This is a genomic window from Paractinoplanes toevensis (assembly GCF_018332695.1).
GTDB lineage: Bacteria > Actinomycetota > Actinomycetes > Mycobacteriales > Micromonosporaceae > Actinoplanes > Actinoplanes toevensis.
Window position 1 is genome coordinate 17698 of the sequence record NZ_BOQN01000058.1, and the last position, 23110, is coordinate 40807.

A 23110-nucleotide genomic window follows, 5' to 3' on the forward strand; every position below is an offset into this window, starting at 1 on the left:
CATGTCGCCTACCAGTAGCGATGCACCCGGTCCGGCAATTTCACCCCTTCGTGGGAGTGTTGCGCCGTAACGTCGGATCATGGGAACGCGGCGGCTGGCGGGCACGGCGGTGACCCTGATTCTCGCTCTGGCGGCCGGCGGCTGCTTCAGCGAACCCGCCCAGCGACAGCCGATCTCCCGGCCCGCGCCACCTCTGCTGGTAGCGCCCCCCGCGCCGACCGCCCACCCGGTCTGGCCGGTCGGCGTCCGAACGCTTGACCTGCAGCGCGGCCCGAACCGCCCACTGCCCACCCTGGTCTTCTATCCCGCCGCCGCCGACCCCGACCAAGCCGAACTCACCAACCGCCGGCGCCTCCCCCGGCCCACCGACGGCCTGTTCGCCCCAGCAAGCCGTCCCGAACAGACCACCCCTCCAAATGCCGTCCCCCCAGCCGATTTCGCGGCCCGCCCGAAGGTTGCCGCCTTGGCCGAGGTCGCGACGCGCCCGCAAGCCGCTGGCAGGGACGAGCTCACGGCCCGACCGAAAGCCGCCGCCAAGGACAAGGTGGCGGCTCAGTCAAAGGGCACCGCCACAGGCGAGGGAGCGGTCCGCCCGAAAGCCACAACCCCGACTGACCTCGGGGCCCATCCGAAAGTCGCCGCCAAGGACAGGCACGCCACCCGAACCGGCCAGACCGCCAGAACGGCCCGCACCGCCGGCGCCGAACGCACCGCCCAGGCCGAACGCACCACCCAGGCCCGACGCACCGCCAAAGCCGAACGCACCACCCAGGCCGGACGCGTCCAGGCCGGACGCACCGCCCGGGGCGGCGGTTCTGGGCGGGTCAGCCGTCCGGTTCCGGCTGACCTCGTTGCTCGGGTTGCGGCCTCTGCTCGAGCCGGGCTTGCGCCGGCGACCGGGCGCTTTCCGTTGGTGCTGTTCAGTCACGGGCTGTCCGGGTCGCCGGAGCGGTATGCCCCGGCGCTGGCCGCATTTGCCGCGGCCGGTTTTGTTGTGATCGCGCCGACCTACCCGAACACCAGCGAGTTTGCTGTTCGGTTCCGGCGGGCCGATATCGTGCGTCAGCCAGCTGACGCTCGCTTTGTGCTGTCTCGGGTGTTGCGCCTCAACTACACGGCGGGTGATCCGCTCTGGCATCGGATCGACGCCGAGCACATTGCGGCGGTCGGCCACTCGGCCGGGGGCTACACGACGACCGGGCTGTTCACGGCGGGGCACGACCCTCGGCTGCGGGCCGGGGTGGTCATGGCCGGGTGGGCGGCGCCGGGTGCGTTCGCAGGTGCGCCGGCCAGCATGCTGTTTCTCCAGGGTACGGCCGATCCGGTGGTGCCGATGGCGGTGAGCCGGGCGGCCTGGAAGCAGGTGCCGTGGCCCAAGGCCTACGTGCTGCTGCGCCGCAACTCGCACTCCACCTACCTGCAGCCGGGCGATCTCGGTTACCCCACCATGAAGTCCACAGTGATCGACTTCCTGCGCTGGACCCTGAACGGCGACGAGTCCGCCGCCCACCGCCTGCCCCGCATGGTCTACCCCGGCCCAACGGCCAGGAGGTAACTCCCGGCCCGGAAACAACCAGCCAGCCCGAACGCAACCGCCAGCCCGAGGAACCCAACAGCCCGGTGGCTGCGGCCACGGCAGCCTGCGGCGGCAAGCAGGCGCACGGGTCGCGGTCGCAGATCGGCGGGCTCCACAGGTAACGACGGCACAATGGGCCGGGTGCATCGGCGTACCGTGATCAAGGCCCTTGTCGTGGCCGGCGCAGCCGCGTCGGCCGGCGCATGTTCGACGAGCGCGCAACCGGCAACCGACCAGCCGAAAGCGTCGCCCAGCAAATCAGCGCCGGGCACAGGCTCGCCCGGCGGCACGACACCCACACCCGGCACCACCCCACCCGGCGCCACCCCACCCGGCACCACCGCACCCGGCACAGCACCCGCTGGCACCGCCCCGACCAGGACTTTCTCGCTCAAGACCAGCCAGGTCGCATTCAGCCGCGGCGACCGGCCGCTGCCCACGACGATCTGGCAGCCGAGCGGGAACGGTTCCTTCCCGCTGATTCTGTTCAGTCACGGGCTGACCGCTCGCCCGCGCGACTACGCCGAGATGATCACCGCCTGGGCGAAGGCCGGCTTCGTGGTCGCGGCGCCGGCCTATCCGTTCACCGCCGGTGGGGTCAGTGACTTCAACCCGCTCGACGTGGTCAACCAGCCGGCCGACGCCAGCTACGTGATCACGCGGGTGCTCGAGCGGCTCGGCGGGGCGGTCGACGCCGGACGGATCGCTGCGGCCGGGCATTCGGCGGGTGGGATGACGACGCTTGGCATGTTCAGCGGCAACCGGGACGCTCGGCTGCGGGCCGGTGTGGTGCTGGCCGGGCGGCAGATCGTCGCGACCCCGTTGACGGGCGCTCCGTCGCCGTTGCTCTTCGTGCACGGCAAGCTTGACAACACGATCGCCTATGCCGATGGCCGGTCGGTCTTTGACGCCATGAGCTGGCCGAAAGCCTTCCTGACGTTTCCTCGCGGCGGTCACGTGGCCACCGGGCGCTCACTCGACGTCATCTCCGCTACGAGCCGGGATTTCTGGCGGTGGAGCCTCTACGGCGACCGTTCCGCGAAAGCGCGCCTCGGCCAGGACGCCGCCGCAAACGATCTGGCCACCTTCACCAACCGCCTGTGACGACCGCTCAGTGCAGGAAGTCCAGCGCGACCTTGCCGAACACGTCACCCGACTCCAGGTGCGCGAACGCGTCCACCACCGCGCTGAACCCGTAGGTCGAGTCGATCACCGGTCGGATGCCCTTCTCGATCATCAGGTCCATCAGCGCGACCAGTTCCGGAAGCGTGCCCATCACGCTGCCCAGCAGTTCGAGCCGCATCGCGAACAGCCGCCGCAGGTCAACGGTCGCCAAATGCCCGCCGGTGGCCCCGCACACGACGATCCGGGCGCCGGGCGCCGCGCACTTCATCGAATGGTCGAAGGTCGGCTGCCCCACCGACTCGATCACCACATCGACCCGTTCCGGCAGGCGCCCGCCGGGCTCCACCGCCACCGCGCCGAGCGCCGCGATCTTCTCCCGCTTGCCGGGATCACGGCTGGTCACATAGACCGTCTTGCCCATCGCCGCGGCGAGCACCACGGCCGCCGTCGCCACCCCACCGCCGGCCCCCTGCACCAGCACCGACGACGCGAGATCGACCCGCCCGCGGGTGACCAGCATGTTGTAGGCCGTCAGCCAAGCGGTCGGCAGGCACGCCGCATCCAGGAACGACAGCCCGGCCGGTTTGGGCAGCAGATTGTCCCGGGGCACCGCGACCCGCTCGGCGAGCGTCCCCGGAAACCGCTCCGACAGCAACGACATCCCGCGCGGATCCCCCCGGTCCGCCACGACCGGATAGATCACCACTTCGTCACCCTCCGGAGTAACTCCGGCGGCATCGCACCCGAGAACCATCGGCAACCGATCCCCCGGCAACCCGACGCCGCGCAAGGACCACAGGTCATGGTGGTTGAGCGAGGCCGCCCGCACCTCGACGGCAACCCACCCCTCCGGCACCTCCGACTCCGCAACCTCACCCACGGTGAGTGCGCTCAGCGGCCGATCCGGCGAGGCGGCAGAAGCAAAGGCAGCACGCATCCTGCGACCCTATAAGCCAATCCAAACCTTTCGAGTACGCGCGACCCCGCCCCCAACCGCAACTACCCCCGACCCACCGCGCAGGCCGGGCCATAGCCACTCACCCTCCCCGGTCCGCCGCCGGGCGGAGTGCGTGGACGGCCGCCGCGGGCGGCGGGGGCGCTTTGCGGCCTGCCTCCGGCTTCGCGCGAGAGGCGCGCTATGGCCGGTTGTGGCAGGTGGTCGCGCTGCTCGGCGGGGCCCGTGGGTTGGGCGGATGGGTGCTGCCCGTACCGGAAAAGGCCCGGATATGACGGAAGGCCCGGCGGAATCGCCGGGCCCCCGTTGCAGGAAGCGATCTCAGTGGGTTGGTGTGGGCGCTGCCTGGGTTGCGGCGGCGGGGACCTCGCGGCGGGCCACGCCGTCCTTCATCGCGGCTGCCGCGACGGCCGCGGCGACCGCCGGGGCGACGCGCGGGTCCAGCGGGGACGGGACGATCGCCTCGGCTCGGAGGTCGTCCGCGACGATTTCGGCGATGGCTTCGGCCGCGGCGACCTTCATCGCGGGGGTGATCGTGGTGGAGCGGGAGTCGAGGGCGCCGCGGAAGATGCCGGGGAATGCCAGGACGTTGTTGATCTGGTTGGGGAAGTCGCTGCGGCCGGTGGCGACGATCGCGGCGTACTTGTGGGCGATCGTTGGGTGGACCTCGGGGGTGGGGTTGGCCAGCGCGAAGATGATGCCGCCGGGGGCCATGCCGGCCAGCGCGCTCTCCTCGATCGCGCCGCCGGAGACGCCGATCAGGACGTCCGCGCCGATCAGCGCCTCGGCGATGCCGCCGCTGCGGCCGGAGAAGTTGGTGGTGGCGGCCAGTTCGGCCTTCTTGCCGGTCAGGCCCTCGCGGTCGGCGTGGATGATGCCGCGCGAGTCGCAGACGATCACGTTGGCGCCCTGGACGCCCGCCGCGATCAGGGTCTGGGTGATCGCCACCCCGGCCGCGCCGGCGCCGCTGATGACGATGCGCAGGTCGGCGAACTGGCGGCCGAGCAGCTTGGCGGCGTTGCGCAGGGCGGCCAGCGTGACCACCGCGGTGCCGTGCTGGTCGTCGTGGAAGACCGGGATGTCGAGCTCCGCGTCCAGGCGCTGCTCGATCTCGAAGCAGCGCGGGGCGCTGATGTCCTCGAGGTTGATGCCGCCGAACGACGGCGCCATCGCCTTGACCACCGCGATGATGCCCTCGACGTCCTGGGTGTCCAGGCAGATCGGGATCGAGTCGACCCCGCCGAACTGCTTGAACAGGATGGCCTTGCCCTCCATGACCGGCATCGCGGCCTTGGGGCCGATGTTGCCGAGGCCGAGCACCGCCGAGCCATCGGTGACGACGGCGACCGTGTTGGCGGTCCAGGTGTAGTCGGGGTAGAGCTCGGGGTCGTCGGCGATGGCCTCGCAGACCCGGGCGACGCCTGGGGTGTAGGCCATCGACAGGTCGTCGCGGCTGGCCAGCGAGACGGTCGGGCTGATCGACATCTTGCCGTGTTTGTGCAGGTCGAAGACCGGATCGGCGGCAAGCGAGGGATCGAGTTCAAAGCTGAAGAAAGACATGGTGACTCCACACGGCATCGGCGTTGACACGGTGCACCGGCTCGGTCCTCGGTCGCGAATGGGCGCCGAGCGGCGGTGCGATGCGGGGATCACCCGGGGTAGCAACCGCTGCGCGGGTGTGCGCTGCGGTGTATGGACCCTAACTTAGCCGACCTACGCGCGGGTAGTAGCGAATTAAGACTCGGCCGATGACATCAGCCACTCCGTACGCTCGGGAATCGTCCTCGATGAGTTGGTTGTCGCCCTGGATCCACCAGCCGCCGTCCTGCTCGCGTATAACCCGCTTGACCACCAGCAGGTCAGGCCGGGTGCGGAAGCGGGCGACCACGACGTCCCCGGGACGCACCCGTCCCCCGCGCCGCACCAGCAACGCGTCGCCGGAGCGGAGCGCGGGCACCATCGACGGCCCGTTCACCAAGACTGCGAACAGTGGTAATTGCCATCTCAAGGCATCAGTCCTCCGTTGCGTTACTGGCGAGATGTAAGGGGTAGTGTCAACCGCGGATCATCGCAAACCCGTATGGAGGAGTCCTCATGCGACTTCCGCGTTTCTTCACACCGCGGACCGTGGTCAGCGCTCACTGTGACCTGCCCTGCGGTGTCTACGACCCGGCGCAGGCCCGGATCGAGGCGGAGTCGGTCAAGGCGATCGCTGAGAAGTACCAGGCGAACACCGACCCCGAGTTCCGCACTCGCGCCATCCTGATCAAGGAGCAGCGGGCTGAGCTGGTCAAGCACCACCTGTGGGTGCTGTGGACGGACTACTTCAAGGCTCCGCACTTCGAGAAGTACCCCAACCTGCACCAGCTGTTCAACGAGGCCACCAAGCTCGCCGGCGCTTCGGGCGCCAAGGGCTCGGTCGACCCCGCGGTCGCCGACCAGCTCCTGGCCAAGATCGAGGAGATCTCCAAGATCTTCTGGGAGACCAAGCAGGCGTGAGCTTCACCGCAACGGTACGGCCGGTACGTCCCGAGGACGTGCCGGCCGTTGTCGCGATGGTGCACGAGCTGGCCGATTTCGAACGCGCGGCCGACCAGTGTCACCTCACCGCCGAGCAGCTCGAAGCCGTGCTGTTCGCCGAGCCCACGGTCTTCGGGCACGTCGCGGTCGACGCTTCCGATCGTCCCGTCGGGTTCTCGCTCTGGTTCCTCAAGTTCTCCACCTGGACCGGCACGAGCGCGATCCACCTGGAGGACCTCTACGTCCGGCCGGAGGCCCGCGGCACCGGGGCGGGCGGCGCGCTGCTGGCCGCGCTCGCCGAGATCTGCGTGCGCCGCGGCTATCACCGCCTGGAGTGGGTGATGCTCGACTGGAACCCGGCCGCCGAGTTCTACGCCGCGATCGGCGCCGAGGTCACCGCCGACTGGGTGCCGTACCGTCTGTCCGGCGATGCTCTGCACCGGCTGGCCGAACGCGCCTCCCCGCCGACCCCGGTAAGCAGATAGGCTCAGGTTCGTGACTTTGACGCACCCGGATCCGGCGCTCGGCGACGACGTCGTTCTGCTCACGGTCCCGGCCGACGGCGGTTATCTGGGCGTGCTGCGGACGGCCACCGCCGGTCTCGCGGCCCGGCTGCACTTCGCGCTGGACGAGATCGAAGACCTGCGCATCGCCGTCGACGAGGCCTGCGCGATGCTGCTCGCGATCGCGACCCGCGGCGCCGAGCTGGAGTGCCGCTTCGCGGTGACCGACGACGCGCTGACCGTCGAGGTGAGCGTGACGACCGTGCGCGGCGCCCGGCTGCCGGCCGAGTCGTCCTTCGCGTGGAAGGTGCTCACCGCGCTGACCACCTCGGCATCGGCCGAGGCGAACGGTCAGCACGCGACGATCCGCCTGCTCACCCGGCGTACCGAGGGGTGATCTCCAGGGTCTGGGTCGTCCGCACGATGTAATCGAGGTGCGCGGCCGCGGCTCGGCTGGCCGCCTCGGCGTCCCGGCTGATCAGGCAGTCCAGCAGTTGCCGGTGGTCGACGTCGATCTGCCGCCAGTAACCCTCCGGCAGGTTGGCGGTGACCTCCTCGCCGTACGTGGCGTTGTAGAGCGGGCGCACCACCAGCTCGAACAGCGGGTTGCCGGTGGCCTTGGCGACCGCCAGGTGGAACGCGGCGTGCGCGGCCAGCATGATGTCGAGGTCGTCCAGAGCCGGGTCGAAGAGCGCGCTGCGGATCTCCAGCAGGTGATCGTCGTCGCGGCGCAGCGCGGCCAGCCCGGCGGCCGGCACCTCCAAGGCGCGGCGCAGCTCGAGCAGATCGGCCAGGCCGACCCCGTCGGAGTTGGTGAGCAGGGTGAAACCGGTGGCGAGACCGTCGGCCAACTGTTCCGCGTCGGGGTGGGAGACGAAGCTGCCCCCGGTCACTCCCCGCGTGGTGACGATCAGGTGCTGACTCGCCAGCAGGCGTAGCGCCTCCCGGACCGTGCTCCGGCTGACCCCGGTCTTCACGCACAGCTCAGGCTCCGGTGGCAGCCGTTCACCAGGCTGAAGCCGGCCCGACGTGATGTCCGCTCGCAGCTCGTCCGCCAGCAGTTGATAGGCGGGAGGTCGCACCGTAGATCCGGTCACCTACACAGGGTAGGCCCTGAGCAACGGTTCGAGGGTGACTAATCGACGCCGAGCGCTCTCGTACTTGGCGGAACCACGGCGAGTACCCCGGTCAGGGCACCGATAATCATCAGAATTATTCCCAGCCAGAGCGGACCGACCTGGACCAGGAAGCCGCCGGCCGCGATGACGAACAGCTGCACGACGATCGACGGCCCGCGGGCACCCCGGGCGCGGCGGGCCAGCGAGCGGGCGAGGAAGAAGACCACCACAGCGGCGAGCGCGGTCATCACGGTCAGCGAGACCGCCACGCCGACCTCGAGCGTTTCCGCGGTCAGGTCCCGATAGACCAGGTACGCCGTGAGGCCCGTCAGCCCGGCGCACTCCAGGTAGAGCAGCCAGACGGCGAATACCAAGGTCCGGGGGTTGTCAACGACTGCATTCTCACCGGCCACTTGTGCACCATACCGACAGCTCAGAAGCCGCTCGACGGGTACAGTGCCGCGCATGCGGGCGTTACTGGTGGTTAACCCGAAAGCCACCACTACCAGCGAGCGCAGCCGAGACGTGCTGGTCCGGGCCCTGCGCAGCGCGGTCAGTCTGACCGTCGAATACACCACCCGTCGCGGGCACGCGGCGTCCCTGGCGCGCGCCGCGGCGGAGAGCGGCGTCGATGTCGTGGTCACCCTGGGTGGCGACGGCACGGTCAACGAGGCGGTCAACGGACTGATGACCGCGCGCTCCGCACTGGACGGTATCGCCGGTCCGCGCGCCCAGGCGCTGCCGGCGCTCGCCGTTGTACCGGGCGGTTCCACCAACGTCTTCGCCCGCGCGCTCGGACTGCCGCGCGACTGGGTCGACGGCACCAGCATGATCCTCGACGCGTTGCGCGACGGCCGGCACCGGGTGATCGGGCTCGGCCGCGCCGACGACCGCTACTTCACCTTCGCCGCCGGGGTCGGCCTGGACGCCGCCGTGGTGCGCCGGGTCGAGCAGGCCCGGTTGCGCGGCCGCAAGTCCACGCCGTCGCTCTACTTCCGATCGATCGTCGGCCAGTTCATGGTCGGCGACGACCGCAAGATCCCACCGATCTCCATCGAGCGGCCCGGCGAACCGGCCGAGATGGACCTCGGGACGGTGATCGTGCAGAACACCGCGCCGTGGACCTATTTGGGCGATCGCCCGATCAACCCGAGCCCGGCCGCCTCGTTCGACCGCGGGCTCGATGTGCTCGCGCTGCGACGGCTGGCGGTGACGAGCACCACACGAACGCTGGCCCAACTGGCCACCCGCAAGGGCGATCCGCACGGCAAGCAGGTGCTCCAACTACATGACCAGGCCGAATTCACGGTGGTGGCGAACCGGCCGCAGGCGTTCCAGTTGGACGGCGACTATCTCGGCGAGCGCCAGAAGGTGCACTTCGTGTCCGTCCCGGAAGCTCTGCGTGTGATCTGCTGACCGCCGGGTATCAACGCTCACGATCCGTTACAGAAAGACGGGCAAAAGAGCGGCAAGGCGGCCGAGACCGTACTACATTGATGGGAGCGTTCGTCATCCGGTCCTGAAAGTCGCCCGAAAACCGGACAAAGGGGTCGTGAGCCAGCTCACCCGCGCGGAGAAAGTTCCGCCGCTACCCTTGACATCGCAGGAGTTCGTGAAAGCATTCACAAGCGATAAGAAGTAACCCGTTGCTGCTTGCGCGCGTTCCTAATCCAGAAGCGCTGAACGGCACGGAGTAAGACCAAAAGCTTGCTGACGCACCGGCGATCAGACGGGCCCCCGCCCGACGATCGCCACCGCGCACGCATAGGTAATACCAGTAGTCGATTCATTAACCCCATCCGAAACAAGGAGTGTTGCCGCCATGGACTGGCGTCACGATGCGATCTGCCGCGACGAGGACCCGGAGCTGTTCTTCCCGATCGGGACGTCCGGCCCCGCGCTCCTGCAGGTCGAGCAGGCCAAGGCCGTGTGCCGGCGGTGCCCCGTGACCGAGGAATGCCTCTCGTGGGCACTCGAGTCCGGTCAGGACGCCGGCGTCTGGGGCGGGATGAGCGAAGATGAGCGACGCGCAGTGAAGCGTCGTGGCGGCCTCCGGGTCGGCGCTCCTACCGCCTGAACCAATCCCCCAAAGAACCACTCACAGCATTTGCGCCCCGGGCCGATCGGCACCGGGGCGTCTTGCTGTTCCCACCCAATTACCGAAGGCTCATATTCCTGAGAGGTTTATGAGAGTCGTTCCGGAGAGCACTAATTGGATCACGTTCGGTTTGATCGAGATTCATGAAATGATCTCGAAATTGCGCGCCGCACACTGGTCCTCACCCTCCGCTGTGGAACTTGACGACCGTCTACAGCGCTACATGATCCAGTTACTCTCCGCAACGAATGGAGAGAAAGATCAAATTCAAGTGCTTCATGTCGTAGCGGGGTGGTGGGTTCAGACCGCAGCTCCCGCCGAGGCCGGGCGGGGCCCAGCTGCGCTGGCCCTGCCCTTCATTCTGCGTAAGTGGTTGCGCCCAAAACCCAACCCGCGGGCCGCTCAGGTCGCGGGCCGCTCAGGCCGCGGCGGATGCCCGGGTGGCGACTGTGTTCACTCGGGCTGCTACCAGGTTGACCAGCTCGGGGGCGTCGGTCAGGGGGGTGGCGATCGTCACCGCGCCGGCTGTGCGGGCCGAGTCGGCGGCCAGGTCGTAGAGGTGGCCGGGGGCCAGGAAGTAGGCGGCCATGCCGATTCGCCGGGCGCCCGAGGCCCTCAAGAGATCGACAGCCGCGCCTGGAAGCGGCGAGGCGGCCGAGGCGTAGGCAACCGTGCATGGAAGGCTCAGACGGCCACTGAGGGCGTTTGCCGCCCATTCGACGGTTGCGCGCGCGGCCGGGTTGCGGGTCCCGGCTGCGGCCAGCACGACAGCGTCGAGCCCCGTCGCGGGTAGCCGGCGGATCAGGCCGTCGATCAGAAGCGACGGCACGGCACCGGGCGGCGGCGTCCGGTGGGCGGGTACCGCGGGCCGGGCCGGCGTCCGGAGCGGCGCCGGCTGGGGGCCGAGCACCTCGGCCAGGGTCACCGAAACGGGTAGATCTTGGGCGGCCTCGACGACGGCCGGGATGTCCACGCGGCCGTGGTAGGCCTTGGTCAGCAGCAGCGGGACCAGGACGGCCCGGCGGCCCGGTGCCAGGCCGGCCAGCACGTCCAGCGGGCGCGGGCCGGCGTGGTCGAGGTAGGCGGCGTGCACGTCCCACGACGGGTGGGCCCGGCGCACCGCCCGGGCCAACGCCTCGGTGGCCGCGGCGGCCCGGGGATCGCGGCTGCCGTGGGCCACCAGGAGCACGGCGAGCCGGTCGCGGGACGGGATCAGACGTGCAGGCCGCATTCGGTCTTCTCGAACATGGCCCAGCGGCCGGCTCGCGGGTCCTCGCCGGCCTTGGTGCGCCGGGTGCACGGCCAGCAGCCGATCGACCCGTAGCCCTTCTTGAACAGCTCGTTGACCGGCACGTTCCACCGGCTGATGTAGCGGTCGACGTCGGCCTGGGTCCAGGCCGCGATCGGGTTGACCTTGACCTTGCCCTTCTTGGCGTCGAACGTGACGACCGGCGTGTTGGCCCGGGTCGGCGACTCGTCGCGGCGCAGGCCCGTGGCCCACGAGTCGTACTCGACGAGGGCCCGCTCGAGCGGCTCCACCTTGCGCATGAAGCAGCACTCGTCGGGGCTGCGCGCGAACAGCCGCGGGCCGAACTCGCCGTCCTGCTGGCCGACGGTCATCTGCGGGCGGATCGAGCGCACGTTGACGTTCATGGTCGCGGCGACGATGTCGCGCACCCGGAGCGTCTCCGGGAAGTGCAGGCCGGTGTCGAGGAAGACCACGTCCACGCCGGGCGAGACCCGGGAGAACAGGTGGGCGACGACGGCGTCGGCCATCGAGCTGGTCACGCAGAAGCGCGCGCCGAACGTGTCGGTCGCCCACTTGGCGATCTGCTCGGCCGGAGCACCCTCGAGCGCGACGGCGGCGTCGAGCGCGAGTGCCTTGAGCTCCTCGGGGGTGCGCCGGCCTTCGATCACCGAAGGGCCGAGGCCGACGAGGTTGAGTGAGGTGGCCATGACTGTCATCGGTTTACTCCCTTGGACAGCAACCCGTTGAACTTGACCGTGAAGACTCGAGCGCAGGAGTGGCACTCCCACGCGCCGTGCGAAGCCTCGTTGGGGCGGAGGTCCTCTTCGCCGCAGTAGGGGCAGTAGAGCGGGGCGGAACGGGCGTCGCTCACTTGAGAAGCGCCTCCTCGGCCCGCATCACCCAGGTGGCGAACGTCTCCCCGGTGGAGCGGCCGTCCAGGTAGTTGCGGGCTACGCGCTCGACGTACTCCGGAAGCTCTTCGGCCGTGGCTTTGAGGCCGCGCAGCTTGCGGCCGAAACCGGCGGTCTCGCCCTTGGCCATGCCGAGGGCGCCGCCGAGGTGGATCTGGAAGCCCTCGACCTGCTCGCCCCGCTCGTTCATGACCAGCTGGCCCTTGAGGCCGATGTCGGCGACCTGGGTGCGGGCGCAGGCGTTGGGGCAGCCGTTGATGTGCACCGAGATGTCCGCGTCGAAGTCCTTCAGCCGCTCCTCGAGCCGGGCGACCAGGTCTTCCCCGAGCGCCTTGGTCTCGACGATGGCGAGCTTGCAGTACTCCAGGCCGGTGCAGGCCATCGTGCCGCGCCGCCAGGCCGACGGCCGCGCCTCGAGGCCGATCTCGCGCAGGCCGCGGATCAGACCCTCGACGTTCTCGTCCACCACATCAAGGACCAGGAGCTTTTGGTACGGGGTGAGCCGCACCCGATCGGAACCGGCGGCCTCGGTCAGGTCGGCCAGCTTCGACAGCTGGGTGCCCGACGAACGGCCGACCACCGGCGCGGCGCCGATGTAGTTGAGCCCGTCGCGCTGCTTGTGCACGCCGATGTGGTCGATCGGGCGTTCCGGCAGCTCCGGCGACGGCCCGTCGATCAGCGCCCGGCCCAGGTATTCCTTCTCCAGGACCTCGCGGAACTTCTCCACACCCCAGTCGGCGAGCAGGAACTTCAGCCGGGCCCGGTGCCGCAGCCGGCGGTAGCCGTAGTCGCGGAAGATGCCGACCACGCCCTCCCATACGTCCGGGATCTCGGCCAGCGGCACCCACACGCCGAGGCGCTCGGCCAGCCGGGGGTTGGTGGAGAGGCCGCCGCCGACCCAGAGGTCGAAGCCGGGGCCGTGGTCGGGGTGCACGACACCGACCAGCGAGATGTCGTTCGCCTGGTACGGCCCGTCGGGCAGCCAGGAGATCACCGACTTGAACTTGCGCGGCAGGTTGGAGTAGGCCGGGTCACCCACGTAACGCTTGACGATCTCGTCGATCGCCGGCGTCGCGTCGATCACCTCGTCGGCCGAGACCCCGGCGACCGGCGAACCGAGCACCACCCGGGGGCAGTCGCCGCACGCCTCGGTGGTCTGCAGGCCGACCGCTTCGAGCCGGCGCCAGATCTCCGGCATGTCCTCGACCCGGATCCAGTGCATCTGGATGTTCTGCCGGTCGGTGATGTCGGCGCTGTCCCGGCCGAACTCGGTGGAGATCCCGGCGATGGCGCGCAGCTGGGCCAGGTTGAGCGCGCCGCCGTCGACCCGCACCCGGAGCATGAAGTACTCGTCCTCGAGCTCTTCCGGCTCGAGGATCGCGGTGCGGCCGCCGTCGATCCCGGCCTTGCGCTGGGTGTAGAGCCCCCACCAGCGGAAACGGCCACGCAGGTCGGCGGGGTCGATCGAGGCGAAGCCCCGGTGCGCGTAGATGTTCTCGATGCGAGCGCGGACGTTGAGCGGGTTGTCGTCCTTCTTGCTGCGCTCGTTGGGGTTGAGCGGCTCGCGGTGTCCGAGCGCCCACTGGCCTTCGCCGCGCGCCTTACGGGGGCGGGCGGTCGGCGTAGCTGGGGTGCTGCTGGGCGCCATGTCGGCGGTCCTCCGGGTGTCGGTGGGCGTGCTCCGACGCTCGCGGCATTTGGAGGACTCGTGACGTCTGTGTCAGGAGAGTGCCGGCGCGTCTCGCACGCCCGGACTCAAATCGGGCGGCGTCAGTAAGCCGGACACATCGCGCTGCGGACGCGGCCGTAATCGACGTGGCGGCGAGCCACGAAGCGGCGGTCAACAGCAGCGGTCATGTCGCTAGCCTCGCACACGGCGGCATTCTGGGCCAGTACGGTCCAGATTCCGGGAGTGTGCCTACCAGCACACCTGAATTTCGGCTCAGCGATCACACCTGGAACCCTGTCCCCTCGTGAGAATCCTTCCGGCCTGGTTGCGCACCCAGTTGTGCTGGGTGCTGCCCGCGCTCGCCGCCGGTTTCGCGGTGAGTTATCAGGCCGCCCGGCCGGGCCCGTGGCGCGACGAGATCGCGAGCTGGAGCGTGGCCACCCGGACCGTCGACCAGATCTTCGCGCTGGGCCGGAACATCGACGGCGTGCTGGTGCCGTACTACCTGTTCCTGCACTACTGGATCGGCTGGTTCGGCGACTCGGCGATCGCCATGCGGGTGCCCTCGATCATCGCGATGACGGGCACCGCCGCGGTGGTGGCGCTGCTCGGCCGGCGCTGGTGGGGAAACACCGCCGGGCTGCTCGGCGGCCTGCTCTTCGCGGTGATGCCGGCGGTGTCCCGCTACGGCCAGGAAATCCGGGGGTACGCGCTCGCCACCCTCTTCGTGGCGCTGGCCACCCTGCTGCTGGCGATCGCGCTGGACCGCTCACGCTGGTGGACCTGGACCGGTTACGGCCTCTGCGTGGCGCTGGCCGGCCTGTCCCACCTGCTCAGCCTGATGGTCCTGGCCGGCCACGTGGTGATGGTGCTGGCCGCGATCTGGCGGAGCGGCCGATGGCGGGCGCTGTGGTGGGTGCTCGCGGTGGCCGGGGCGGCGGGCGTGGTGCTGCCGCTGACCCGCAACGGGCTCGGCCAGCAGTCGAACCAGCTGAACTGGCTGGAGACGGCGACACCGAGGGCTCTCGCGGACGTCGCCGGGTCGGTTTTCGTGGCGCCGATCCTGGGCGGGGCGGTGCCCGGCCTCGCCATCGCCGCGCTGCGGCGGAAACACGCAACCCCGGCGGCGGTGCTCTGGGCGGCGGTGCTGCTGCCGGTCGGTCTGCTTTACGCGTACGACCAGCTGGTCGCGCCGATCTTCGTGTCCCGCTACCTGCTGTTCGCCGTACCCCTGCTGTGTGCCCTGGCCGGCGCCGGCCTGATCGCCCTCCGCCTGCCGCTGGCCCTCGCCGCCGTGGTGGCGCTCGGCGCCATCGGCCTGCCGTCGCAGCAGGGGATGCGCCGGGCCCACTCGTCGTTCGACTTCGCGTCGGCCGCCGATGTGATCCTCGACAACCAGGCCCCCGGCGACGGCATCATCTACGCGCCCCGGGACGGCTGGCAGGCCACCGACCTGGGGGTCGACTACTACCTGCGGGACCGGGCGCCGCGGGACCTGATGCTGGCCTCGGACGAGGTGACCAACGCCTCGCTGTGGGCCACCGAGTGCGCCGACGCGGTGAAGTGCCTCGGCGACACGAAACGGATCTGGGTGATGGCGGCCGACAACATCGACCCGGTCTTCCGGGCAACCGCCACCAACCAGCTCACGTACGGCGAGAAGGCCGTGCTCAAGGACTACGACCAGCTGGCCTTCTGGCGGGTGAGCGGCTTCACGGTCACCCTGTTCGTCCGGGAGGACTGACCCGGTCGTCGACCGTCCGTTCGATCCGCCGTCAGTTGTCCGGGGACAGCTGACGGGCCATGGTGCCCTGGCAGAGGGCGGTCAGGGCGGCGTCGGCCGGGCCGTCGCCGAAGAGACCCAGCCAGTCGGTCACCAGGTAGATCGCGCCGAGCTCGTCCATGCCGAGCGAGAAGCGGCCGTGGTCCAGCTCGCCCAGCGGGTGGAGCGTGCGGCCGAGGAACTCACCCCACTCCGGGAACCGGTCGTCGTCCCCCTCGCACAGCGTTGGATCCAGCTCGAACGGCTCCTTGGCGGCCGTCCTGCCCCAGGCGAAACCGTGGACGTCGACCGTCAGGCCGCCGAACTCAGCCAGGAAGGCCTCGACCGCCGCCGGCATCTCGACGCCCGCCACGACCCCCCGCCAAGGCGCGGTGTCGACCCGCCGGCCGGGGAACCACCCGGACTTGCGCAGCCGGCGTTCGACACCACGCGGGAATCTCCTCAGATCTCCTCGGCCGGCCATCGCCAGGTCCGCCGGTCGCCCTGCACCGCCTCCCGCACGCACTCCCGGACCTGCTCGTCCGGCTCGGCGTCGGCCAGCATCCGCAGGAGTTCCCGGTCGGCGTCCGGCTCGCCGGAGACCCGAAGCAGCAGCAGCGATGCCAGCGATCGGGTCTCCGGGTCAGGATCGTCGAGCAGGTCCCGGACCACGCCGTCGAACCCGTCCAGGGCGCGCTCGACGGCTTCCTCCTCGGCGATGCCGAAGTCCCACTTGCCGCGGTAGGTGCGGGCTTCCGCCCGCAGGTCACGGTAGACGTGGGCGTGGTCCAGCACGTAGATCAGCACGGCGAAGGCGTCGGGCCGCCAGGGCGTGCCGTCCTCGATCAGCCGCCGCACCGCGGTCACCACCCGGTTCGCCGAACCGGGGGTGACCGCGACCGCATCGTCGACCGCCAGGCGGGCCACGTCGTAGGCGATCGAGCGGGCCGCCGCGCGGTCGGTTGCCCCGCGCAGCTGCTCGACGAGCGGTTCGTGCGTCATGCTCGCAACCTCACAGGAACCACGAGATCTTGCGCCAACGCAGCAGGATGTTACAGAGACCACAGGGCGACGCCGGGGTCCGGTGCTGGGCCGCCCGCGTGCTCTGCGGGCGGAACACCTTCAGGGTGCGCATGGTGCCGCCCTTGATTCCCTTGTGGCCTTCCTTCCGGTAAGCCTTGATCAGGCAGCCCACCTCGGCGCAACCGCCGTGGTGCTTCGGCCGGGTGCGGAAGTGGATCCGGTCGAGCTTGCGCTGGATGAACGGCGGGACGGACAGGCCGTGCCCGTTGTAGCTGCGATACACGTTCCCGGAGCGGGAGATGTACTCGGCCGCGTACTCGGTCCCGGGGATGTCCCGGGCCGCGTCCGCCGCGTCGTCCAGCGTCTCCGCGTTCTCGAAGGCCTCCTTGGCCTTCTTGATCGGGCACGCGTCGCCGCCGGTGTTGTGCACCAGCAGCGGGTTCGAGCCGGCCAGCACGAAGTACGTGTGCAGGTCGTCGACCGTGAGGTTGTAGACGGTGGCGAGCGCGTCCCAGGCGACGACGGCAAGGACCGTGACGCGGGAACCGTCCGGCAGGAGCAGCTGCTCCCCGCCCTTCAGGTGCCGCGCGGTCACGAACTTCTGCTGATCCTCGACCCAGAACGGGTGTCCGCCGGTCGCGGTGACCTTGCCGTCGGCCTTCCCGTCGCCGTCGGCGTCGACCGAGACCTTGACCAGGTGCTTGTCACCATGGCCGGTGATCAGCCGGGTGACCGGTCGCGGACCCTCGGTGCCGGTCTCCGGGTCGGCGGCCCACACCTCCTCGTCGAGCTGGACCTCCTCGATCCGCTTGTAGGTCTTGCCGTCACCCAGCAGGACCTTGGTGCCCGGCACGAAGCTGTTGCAGTTGTCGATCGCCTTCTTCGCGACGTTCTTGACCGCACCGGCACCGCGCGCCGCGGTCTTCGCCTGCCGGACCCCCGGCACCATGCCGGCGATGCCGACCGCACAGTCCAGAGCCGCGCCACTGGCACAGCTCTTCGCCGTGTCGATGGCACCGGCCACCGCGGCCACCGCACCCGCTGCCGCCGCGACCACCTGGGCCGGCGGAGGCAGGACCGCGGCCACCATGGCGACCGTGCCGGCCACCGACGCGATCGTGCCGGCGTTGTTGACGACCGCCTTGGCCGCACTGGTGACCCCGCTGGCGACCGAACTGGCCGCCTTCTGGATGCCGTTCTTCAGCGCACCCCAGAACAGGCCGTCGGGATCGGAGAAGGTGGCCGGGTTGTTGTTGGCGTACGCGTACGGATGCAGGCGCTGCGGATCGTATTCGTCCACCTCGGGGTCGACCGAGATGAACGCACCGTTGCGGGGGTCGTAGAACCTGGCCCCGAGCATGACCAGCCCGGTCGGGTCCTCCACGCCGCCGACGAAGCCACGCTGACCGGAGGGCCACTGGGTGGGGGTGGACCGGTTGTTGCCGTACGGGTCGTTGTACTTGACCGTGGAGACCCGGGTGACCGAGTTGATCGCCCAGGCGGCCGAGTCCTGCTGGTCGGCCCCCAGCCAGATGATGTCGCCCTTCTTGCTGGTGCTGTCGGTGCGGGACGCGACCGTGTCGCCGGCGTGCTCGTAGTAGCGGGTCGCGGTGGTGCCCGCCGTCGGCGTGGTCGTGTACTCGTGGCCGTAGATGAAGATGGTGGCCGCGCCGCCCGGGTCGACCCGTGCGATCCGGTTGCCGTCGACGTCGTACACCATGCTGGTGTCGCCGTCCGGCCCGCTGATCTTGGTCAGCTTGTCGTGGGCACTCCAGGTGAACGTCTCGGACTTGTCCCCGACCTTGCGGTATTCGAGATCACCGCGGGCGTTCCAGTCGTAGTGGTCGACCTGGCCGTCGGTGGTCACGGTCTGCAGCTTGTGCGAGGCGTCGTCGTAGTCGTAGGACGACGTCTTGCCGGTGAGCTTGTCGGTCGCGGAGGTCCGGGAGCCCTGCTGGTCGAAGGTCCAGGTCTTCCAGTACGGCGCCTTTCCGCTCGCCGCCGGGGTGCCGCACGTCTCGGCCGCCTGCGACCAGGCCTGCGTCATCCGGCGCAGGTGGTCGTACGAGAAGCACTGCACGTCCTCCTCGCCCGGCCGGACGTTGTTGTCCTCGTCCATCGGCCGGTTCGCCATCGAGAGCACGTTGCCGGCCTCGTCGTACGTGTACTTCAGCGCCGCCACGTTCGGCACGGTGCCGTCGCGGTCGAAGTAGAACTCCTGGAGCCGCCGGGTGGCGTCGTCGTAGACGTAGTTCTGGTACGCCTGCGGCTTGTCCCCGACCGTGGTGCCCAGCCAGCGGTTCAACAGCTCGCCGTAGGGCGAGAAGGAGGTGCGGTCGACGTAGGTGCGCACCGTGCCGGACGGCGACGAGGTCCCGGCCAGCTTCACCACGTTGCCGAGGTCGTCGTAGGTGCGGGTGAGGATCTCCCGCTCCATCGGGCCGACCTTGGGCAGGCTGCTGCGCCACTGCAGGCCGTTGGCCGTGTAGGTGTGCGTGGTGACGTAGGTGCCGGCCAGGGCGGTCAGCCCCGGCATGGACGGGATCACCGATTCCTCGTCGACGACCTGGTACGCGTCGTTGTACTCGTAGACCTCGCGGCTGAAGGAGTAACCGTTGACGATCGAGGTCGACTTGGTCGGATGGCCCTTCGCCACCGTGTCGTACGTCCAGGTGGCCGACTTGGTGCCGTTGAAGAAGCGTTCCTTCTGCCGGCCCAGGTCGTCGTAGGTGGTGGAGACGACGTCACCCTTGGCGTCGGTCGACTTCACCACGTCGTCGGCGTTGTTGTACTCGACGGTCGTGGTGCCCTTGTCCGGGTCGGTGGTCTTGACCTCGCGACCGCGCAGGTCGTACTCGTACTTCCAGGTCAGGCCACCCTTGGTGACCGTGGCCAGGTCGCCGCGCGGGCTGTAGGTGTACTTGGTGGCGTCGTAGTCACCGCTCGGCGCCGGCCCGTGGAACTCCCGCTTCTCGATGACGCTGCCGTCGGGGTCCTCGATGGTGACGGTGGCGGTGTCGCCCTTGGGCGGGGTGACCGCGGTCTGCCAGCCGGCCGAGCTACCGCCGTACGCCGTGCTGGTGGCCCACTTCTTCACGTTGTACGACCAGGTCGCCTCCTCGATCGTCCGGCCCAGCCGGTCGAAGGTGGAGACCGTCCGGTTGCGGTCCTCGCCCGGGGTCACCTGCACGAGGGCGTCGCCCGGCTTGCCGAGCACGTAGTTCTCGTCCGACTCGTACTCGGTCTGGCCGCGGTCGTTGTACCCGATCCCGGTGATGATCCGGGCGTCCTTGCCGTCCTTGGTCTTCTGCGCGTCCTCCTGCGTCTGCACCGACCGGTACAGCGAGTCGAACAGGCCGATCTCGGTGACGTAGTTCCCGTTCGGCCCGAGCCGCTTGGTGGTCACCGCGAGCGGGCCGTTGTTGCGGATCAGGTAGGAGAACTCCATGTTCGGCGTCGCGGTCGCCTTGGCCCGGCCGGGCAGCCACACCTTGGTGAGCCGGCCGAGCGGGTCCCGGGCCAAGTCGGTGCGCTTGCTGTTGGCGTCCAGGATGGACGTGGGCTGGGCCCAGGCCGGGTCCTGGTCGGTGACGATCGCGTGGCCGAGCGGGTTGACCGTCTTGGTCTGGGTCACCGGGCCGGGTCCGGCCGGCGTGTAGGCGGTGGTGCTGACCTTGCCCAGCTCGTCGGTCTCGCTGGTCTTGCGGCCGAGCGCGTCGAACCCGGTCCGGCCGGTGGTGGTGTAGACCCCGGCGCCGCCGGTCCAGCTGTTCAGGGTGTCTTCCCGGGTGGCCTGGCCCTTGGTGGGCGCGGTCCCGTGCGTTTCCGACTTGTCATAGAAGGTCTTGACGTCGGAGATGATGTCGGCCGGCCGGGAGACGGTGGCGGAGCAGGCCTTGGCGACCTTCTCCTCGCGGGAGACCAGTCCGCGCAGCCACGGGTCGTCGTTGCTGACGTACGTGGTGCGGGTGCAGCTCTCGTCGCCACCCTTGGCGGTGTCACCGAGGTCGGCGACCTCGGTGGCGTTGCCCTCGCCGTCGTACTCGGTCCGGGTTTCGGTCTGCTGCCAGACGCCCGCGGTGAGCAGCTTGCGGTTCTTCTGCGCCGACGGCGCGATCAGATAGGCCTTGTCGCTGCCGCCGGTGCGGCTGCGGGATGCGGTCTGCTTGATCCAGTACGCCGTGATCTGCGCCTCGGCGACCGTGTCCCCGTCGAGTTTCGCCTCCTCCAGGGGCGAGCCGGCCAGGGCCGGGTGATCGTTGTACGCCGTTCCGGCCGAGTCCGTGACCTGCACGCTGCGGGTCTTGTCGTCCGGCAGGGGCTGGTCGTCGAGCCCGCGGAAGTAGCGCTTGCGGGTGGTCAGCACCTTGCCGGTATCGGTCTGCCCGACCCGGGTGATGACCTGGGAATAACCACGCCACTGCCCGTACGTGCGGTGCTTCTTCTTGGTGAACTCGCCGTCGTCCCAGCCCCACAGGACGTTGGTGTTGCTGCCGTCGGTGGAGTAGGCGTAGCGGGTCAGGATCGGCGGCTGGTCGGCGGTCCGGTCGCTGTGCGTGATCTCGCGGACCACGTACTTGCGGAACCAGTCCCGAGTCGGGTCGTAGTAGCCGTCCGGCGTCCAGTACACCGGGTAGCAGAGCCGGCTGTTGCTCGCGACGTCCGGCAGGTCACCGGCGTCGCAGTCCGGGTCGGAGTAGGTGACGTGGATGTCACTGCCCGACTCGGTGCGGATGTTGTCGATCCGCCAGCGGGAGTACAGCTGAGCGCCGGCGATCGCGTTGACCTGGTTGGTCAGTTCGACGCCGGTGAAGACCACCGGCGGATCGGTGACCGTGCCGCCGTCGTGGCCGGCGTGGACGATCTGCTTGAGCCACAGCGAGGCCGACGTGGCCGACTTCGGCTCCTTGAACTCCTGGTCCAGCGTCCACGACTCGACCGGCGCGAACGTACTGCCGCTGCGGATCTGCGTGGTGATCTTGGTGAGCCGCTTGATCGAGAACAGCACCGGGGCAAGCTTGTCGGTGCAGGGCTCGGCCGCGCACTCCTTGTCCCACGGGACGTCCGGCCAGTTCGCCTTGACCGGCTTGTCGTCCTTGTAACACTCGGTGGCGAAGCAGCGGTCGGCGGTGCTGAAAACCACCCGGCCGGTCGCGGCCACATCCGGGTACGCGGTGTTCAGGCCGTAGTCGATCCGCTCGAGGTTGCCGCCGCGGTCGAACGAGACCCGGTTGGCCTTGTCACCGGCCGCGCCGTAGTGCCCGGTCTCCTTCTTGTAGTAGTACCGGGTCATGTTGCCGTTGACGTCGACCTGCTTGTCCAGCAGCCAGCGCCAGGCCTGATTGCAGGAGGAGTCCTTGAACGCGTCGGCGTGGCACTTCTCGCCGTCGTGGTTGCCGAAGACCGGCGCGGTCCACCGCGAGTTCGAGGTCGCTACCTCGGAGGCGAAGTAGTTGCGGGTGCCGTCCGGCGTGATGACCGTCCAGCGCTCGGTGGTGGCGTCGCTCTTGGTCGCGGGCGCGCCCTCGTACTCCACCTTCCAGTTGCCGTCCTGAGCCGGCCGCCACTTCCCGGTGGCGTCGTCCTTGATCAGGGTGGCGTTGGTGCCGCCGAGCGAGACCGTGATGTTCGGCGACTCGTCCTTCCAGCACTGGTCGGCGGTCTTCTTGTCCTTGTTGTTGGGCGCCTTGTCGGCGACCTTGTCCAGGTCGTCCTGGCAGGTCACATAGGACCGCTCGACGAAGCCGGGTGAGTAGTCCCAGCCGTCGCCGGCCCAGGACGCCTGGTTGTTGGCGCCCGCCGTACGGCCGTCGACCATCTGCGACGAGTAACTGAGCGCGATTTCCGGCGTCGGGCCCTGGGCCGCCGGCACCGCGATCTTGTTGGTGTAGGTGAAGGCACCGGAACTGTCGCCGGCCGTCCAGGAGCCGCTGGCCTGCAGGTCGCTGGCCTTGTAGTCGCCCTCGCCCGACTCGGTGTCGGCGGCCAGCGCGACCATCGTCGTCGCCGAGCCGGACAGGGACAGCGCGGTGGACAGGGTGTTCCCGTTCCGCCCGGTCTCGATCGGGGTCAGGTCCTGGCATTCCGGCTTGTCCGGCGTGGTCGCCGCGCAGGCCGGGAGCTCGGCCAGGTTCAGCCGGCTCGCCCAGTTGCCGCCGTACAGGCCGGCGAAGCTGTCGAAGTCGACCGTGGTCTCGACGTCACCGGGGGTGTCCGCCTCGACGGCGATCACCGGTCCGGCGAGGCCGAGCCGGCTGGACTGCTCCTCGGGCAGTGCTGTGACGCGTACCCGGGAAGGTGCTTTCTTGCTCTTGACCGGCCGGAGCGTGACCGGGATCGACCCGGCCCGGGCCGAGACGGCCGCGCCGGTCAGGGTGATCTCGGCGGAGCCGGCCGCGGGCCAGCGACCCTTGGCCGGACCGGTCCAGGTGCCGCCGTCCGCGGGCAGCGGCGACTGCTTGATCTTGACGATGCCGAAGTCCTTGGCGGCGACGGACTGCGCGTCCCGTTCGCCGTTGAACTCCTCGGCCACCCAGTGGTAGGTCAGGAACGACGTCAGCATCAGCGCCGCCGTCCCCAGGGCAAAGCTCTTTCGCTTCAT

The 23110-nt window shown here is 69.6% G+C and carries 19 protein-coding genes; 8 read left to right on the forward strand and 11 right to left on the reverse strand.

Translation table 11 applies throughout. The annotated features are described in order from the left end of the window. Window positions 1–79 precede the first annotated feature (79 nt). Together Ato02nite_RS21600 and Ato02nite_RS21605 are read left to right on the forward strand one after the other, a co-directional pair. A complete protein-coding gene (locus tag Ato02nite_RS21600; protein ID WP_213008414.1) occupies window positions 80–1555 on the forward strand; it encodes an alpha/beta hydrolase in 1476 nt (491 codons plus the stop codon). A 162-nt stretch (window positions 1556–1717) separates the two neighbouring features. Continuing rightward, entirely contained in the window at window positions 1718–2680 is a 963-nt protein-coding gene (locus tag Ato02nite_RS21605; RefSeq protein ID WP_213008415.1) for an alpha/beta hydrolase family protein, read from the forward strand. Window positions 2681–2687: 7 nt separating this feature from the next. Here Ato02nite_RS21605 and Ato02nite_RS21610 read toward each other — a convergent pair whose 3' ends face one another. The 3 genes from Ato02nite_RS21610 to Ato02nite_RS21620 form a co-directional block, all read right to left on the reverse strand. After that, window positions 2688–3638, reverse strand: coding sequence for a zinc-binding dehydrogenase (locus Ato02nite_RS21610; protein ID WP_213008416.1), 951 nt, complete (start codon window positions 3636–3638; stop codon window positions 2688–2690). A gap of 339 nt (window positions 3639–3977) precedes the next feature. Beyond that, window positions 3978–5216: an NAD(P)-dependent malic enzyme gene (locus Ato02nite_RS21615; RefSeq protein WP_213008417.1), complete on the reverse strand. Its 1239-nt coding sequence runs from the start codon at window positions 5214–5216 to the stop codon at window positions 3978–3980. A 139-nt stretch (window positions 5217–5355) separates the two neighbouring features. Beyond that, window positions 5356–5664 carry a S26 family signal peptidase gene (locus Ato02nite_RS21620; protein WP_246607289.1) on the reverse strand — a complete coding sequence of 103 codons (309 nt, stop codon included), beginning with the start codon at window positions 5662–5664 and terminating at the stop codon, window positions 5356–5358. An 86-nt stretch (window positions 5665–5750) separates the two neighbouring features. Here Ato02nite_RS21620 and sodN point away from each other — a divergent pair, with 86 nt between their 5' ends. Genes sodN through Ato02nite_RS21635 form a run of 3 tightly spaced genes read left to right on the forward strand, consistent with a single transcriptional unit; the run spans window position 5751 to window position 7076 of the window. After that, complete coding sequence (gene sodN, locus Ato02nite_RS21625; protein WP_213008419.1) at window positions 5751–6155, forward strand: superoxide dismutase, Ni; 405 nt, start codon at window positions 5751–5753, stop codon at window positions 6153–6155. Beyond that, a complete protein-coding gene (locus Ato02nite_RS21630) occupies window positions 6152–6661 on the forward strand; it encodes a GNAT family N-acetyltransferase (RefSeq protein WP_246607290.1) in 510 nt (169 codons plus the stop codon). Before sodN ends, Ato02nite_RS21630 begins: the two co-directional genes overlap by 4 nt. A 10-nt stretch (window positions 6662–6671) precedes the next feature. Continuing rightward, a complete protein-coding gene (locus Ato02nite_RS21635; RefSeq protein ID WP_438873061.1) occupies window positions 6672–7076 on the forward strand; it encodes an ATP-binding protein in 405 nt (134 codons plus the stop codon). Here Ato02nite_RS21635 and Ato02nite_RS21640 read toward each other — a convergent pair. Next, on the reverse strand, window positions 7054–7776 hold the full coding sequence (locus tag Ato02nite_RS21640) for a FadR/GntR family transcriptional regulator (RefSeq protein WP_213008420.1): 723 nt from the start codon (window positions 7774–7776) through the stop codon (window positions 7054–7056). The two genes, Ato02nite_RS21635 and Ato02nite_RS21640, sit on opposite strands and share 23 nt — an antisense overlap. Before the next feature lie 38 nt (window positions 7777–7814). Continuing rightward, window positions 7815–8210, reverse strand: coding sequence for a hypothetical protein (locus Ato02nite_RS21645; protein ID WP_246607291.1), 396 nt, complete (start codon window positions 8208–8210; stop codon window positions 7815–7817). Window positions 8211–8262: 52 nt separating this feature from the next. Here Ato02nite_RS21645 and Ato02nite_RS21650 point away from each other — a divergent pair, with 52 nt between their 5' ends. Together Ato02nite_RS21650 and Ato02nite_RS21655 are read left to right on the forward strand one after the other, a co-directional pair. Continuing rightward, entirely contained in the window at window positions 8263–9213 is a 951-nt protein-coding gene (locus Ato02nite_RS21650) for a diacylglycerol/lipid kinase family protein (protein ID WP_213008421.1), read from the forward strand. A gap of 406 nt (window positions 9214–9619) precedes the next feature. Next, window positions 9620–9874, forward strand: coding sequence for a WhiB family transcriptional regulator (locus Ato02nite_RS21655; protein ID WP_093619131.1), 255 nt, complete (start codon window positions 9620–9622; stop codon window positions 9872–9874). Between the two features lie 439 nt (window positions 9875–10313). Here Ato02nite_RS21655 and Ato02nite_RS21660 read toward each other — a convergent pair whose 3' ends face one another. The 3 genes from Ato02nite_RS21660 to Ato02nite_RS21675 all read right to left on the reverse strand — a co-directional run bounded on the left by Ato02nite_RS21660 (window position 10314) and on the right by Ato02nite_RS21675 (window position 13703). Next, window positions 10314–11126 carry a sirohydrochlorin chelatase gene (locus Ato02nite_RS21660; protein ID WP_213008422.1) on the reverse strand — a complete coding sequence of 271 codons (813 nt, stop codon included), beginning with the start codon at window positions 11124–11126 and terminating at the stop codon, window positions 10314–10316. Then, window positions 11108–11860, reverse strand: a complete 753-nt coding sequence (locus Ato02nite_RS21665) for a phosphoadenylyl-sulfate reductase (protein WP_213008423.1) — start codon at window positions 11858–11860, stop codon at window positions 11108–11110. The genes Ato02nite_RS21660 and Ato02nite_RS21665 overlap by 19 nt, the downstream gene beginning before the upstream one ends. Window positions 11861–12011: 151 nt before the next feature. Continuing rightward, complete coding sequence (locus Ato02nite_RS21675; protein WP_213008424.1) at window positions 12012–13703, reverse strand: nitrite/sulfite reductase; 1692 nt, start codon at window positions 13701–13703, stop codon at window positions 12012–12014. 325 nt (window positions 13704–14028) lie between these two features. Between Ato02nite_RS21675 and Ato02nite_RS21680 the strand changes: the two genes are divergently transcribed. Then, window positions 14029–15468 (forward strand): glycosyltransferase family 39 protein, encoded by a 1440-nt coding sequence (locus tag Ato02nite_RS21680; protein WP_246607292.1) that lies wholly within the window; start codon window positions 14029–14031, stop codon window positions 15466–15468. Window positions 15469–15499: 31 nt separating this feature from the next. On the opposite strand, the gene Ato02nite_RS21685 is transcribed toward Ato02nite_RS21680, so the two are convergent. The 3 genes from Ato02nite_RS21685 to Ato02nite_RS21695 are packed head-to-tail and all read right to left on the reverse strand — an operon-like array spanning window position 15500 to window position 23110. Then, entirely contained in the window at window positions 15500–15970 is a 471-nt protein-coding gene (locus tag Ato02nite_RS21685; RefSeq protein WP_213008425.1) for an SUKH-3 domain-containing protein, read from the reverse strand. Beyond that, window positions 15949–16488 carry a hypothetical protein gene (locus Ato02nite_RS21690; RefSeq protein WP_213008426.1) on the reverse strand — a complete coding sequence of 180 codons (540 nt, stop codon included), beginning with the start codon at window positions 16486–16488 and terminating at the stop codon, window positions 15949–15951. Before Ato02nite_RS21690 ends, Ato02nite_RS21685 begins: the two co-directional genes overlap by 22 nt. Window positions 16489–16498: 10 nt before the next feature. After that, window positions 16499–23110: a polymorphic toxin-type HINT domain-containing protein gene (locus Ato02nite_RS21695; protein WP_213008427.1), complete on the reverse strand. Its 6612-nt coding sequence runs from the start codon at window positions 23108–23110 to the stop codon at window positions 16499–16501.

Coding starts and splice junctions, on each gene's coding strand:
- Ato02nite_RS21600 (WP_213008414.1), top strand. CDS start 80: ATGGGAACGCGGCGGCTGGCGGGCACGGCGGTGACCCTGATTCTCGCT.
- Ato02nite_RS21610 (WP_213008416.1), bottom strand. CDS start 3,638: ATGCGTGCTGCCTTTGCTTCTGCCGCCTCGCCGGATCGGCCGCTGAGC.
- Ato02nite_RS21615 (WP_213008417.1), bottom strand. CDS start 5,216: ATGTCTTTCTTCAGCTTTGAACTCGATCCCTCGCTTGCCGCCGATCCG.
- sodN (WP_213008419.1), top strand. CDS start 5,751: ATGCGACTTCCGCGTTTCTTCACACCGCGGACCGTGGTCAGCGCTCAC.
- Ato02nite_RS21650 (WP_213008421.1), top strand. CDS start 8,263: ATGCGGGCGTTACTGGTGGTTAACCCGAAAGCCACCACTACCAGCGAG.
- Ato02nite_RS21655 (WP_093619131.1), top strand. CDS start 9,620: ATGGACTGGCGTCACGATGCGATCTGCCGCGACGAGGACCCGGAGCTG.
- Ato02nite_RS21660 (WP_213008422.1), bottom strand. CDS start 11,126: ATGCGGCCTGCACGTCTGATCCCGTCCCGCGACCGGCTCGCCGTGCTC.
- Ato02nite_RS21665 (WP_213008423.1), bottom strand. CDS start 11,860: ATGACAGTCATGGCCACCTCACTCAACCTCGTCGGCCTCGGCCCTTCG.
- Ato02nite_RS21675 (WP_213008424.1), bottom strand. CDS start 13,703: ATGGCGCCCAGCAGCACCCCAGCTACGCCGACCGCCCGCCCCCGTAAG.
- Ato02nite_RS21685 (WP_213008425.1), bottom strand. CDS start 15,970: ATGGCCGGCCGAGGAGATCTGAGGAGATTCCCGCGTGGTGTCGAACGC.
- Ato02nite_RS21690 (WP_213008426.1), bottom strand. CDS start 16,488: ATGACGCACGAACCGCTCGTCGAGCAGCTGCGCGGGGCAACCGACCGC.
- Ato02nite_RS21695 (WP_213008427.1), bottom strand. CDS start 23,110: ATGAAGCGAAAGAGCTTTGCCCTGGGGACGGCGGCGCTGATGCTGACG.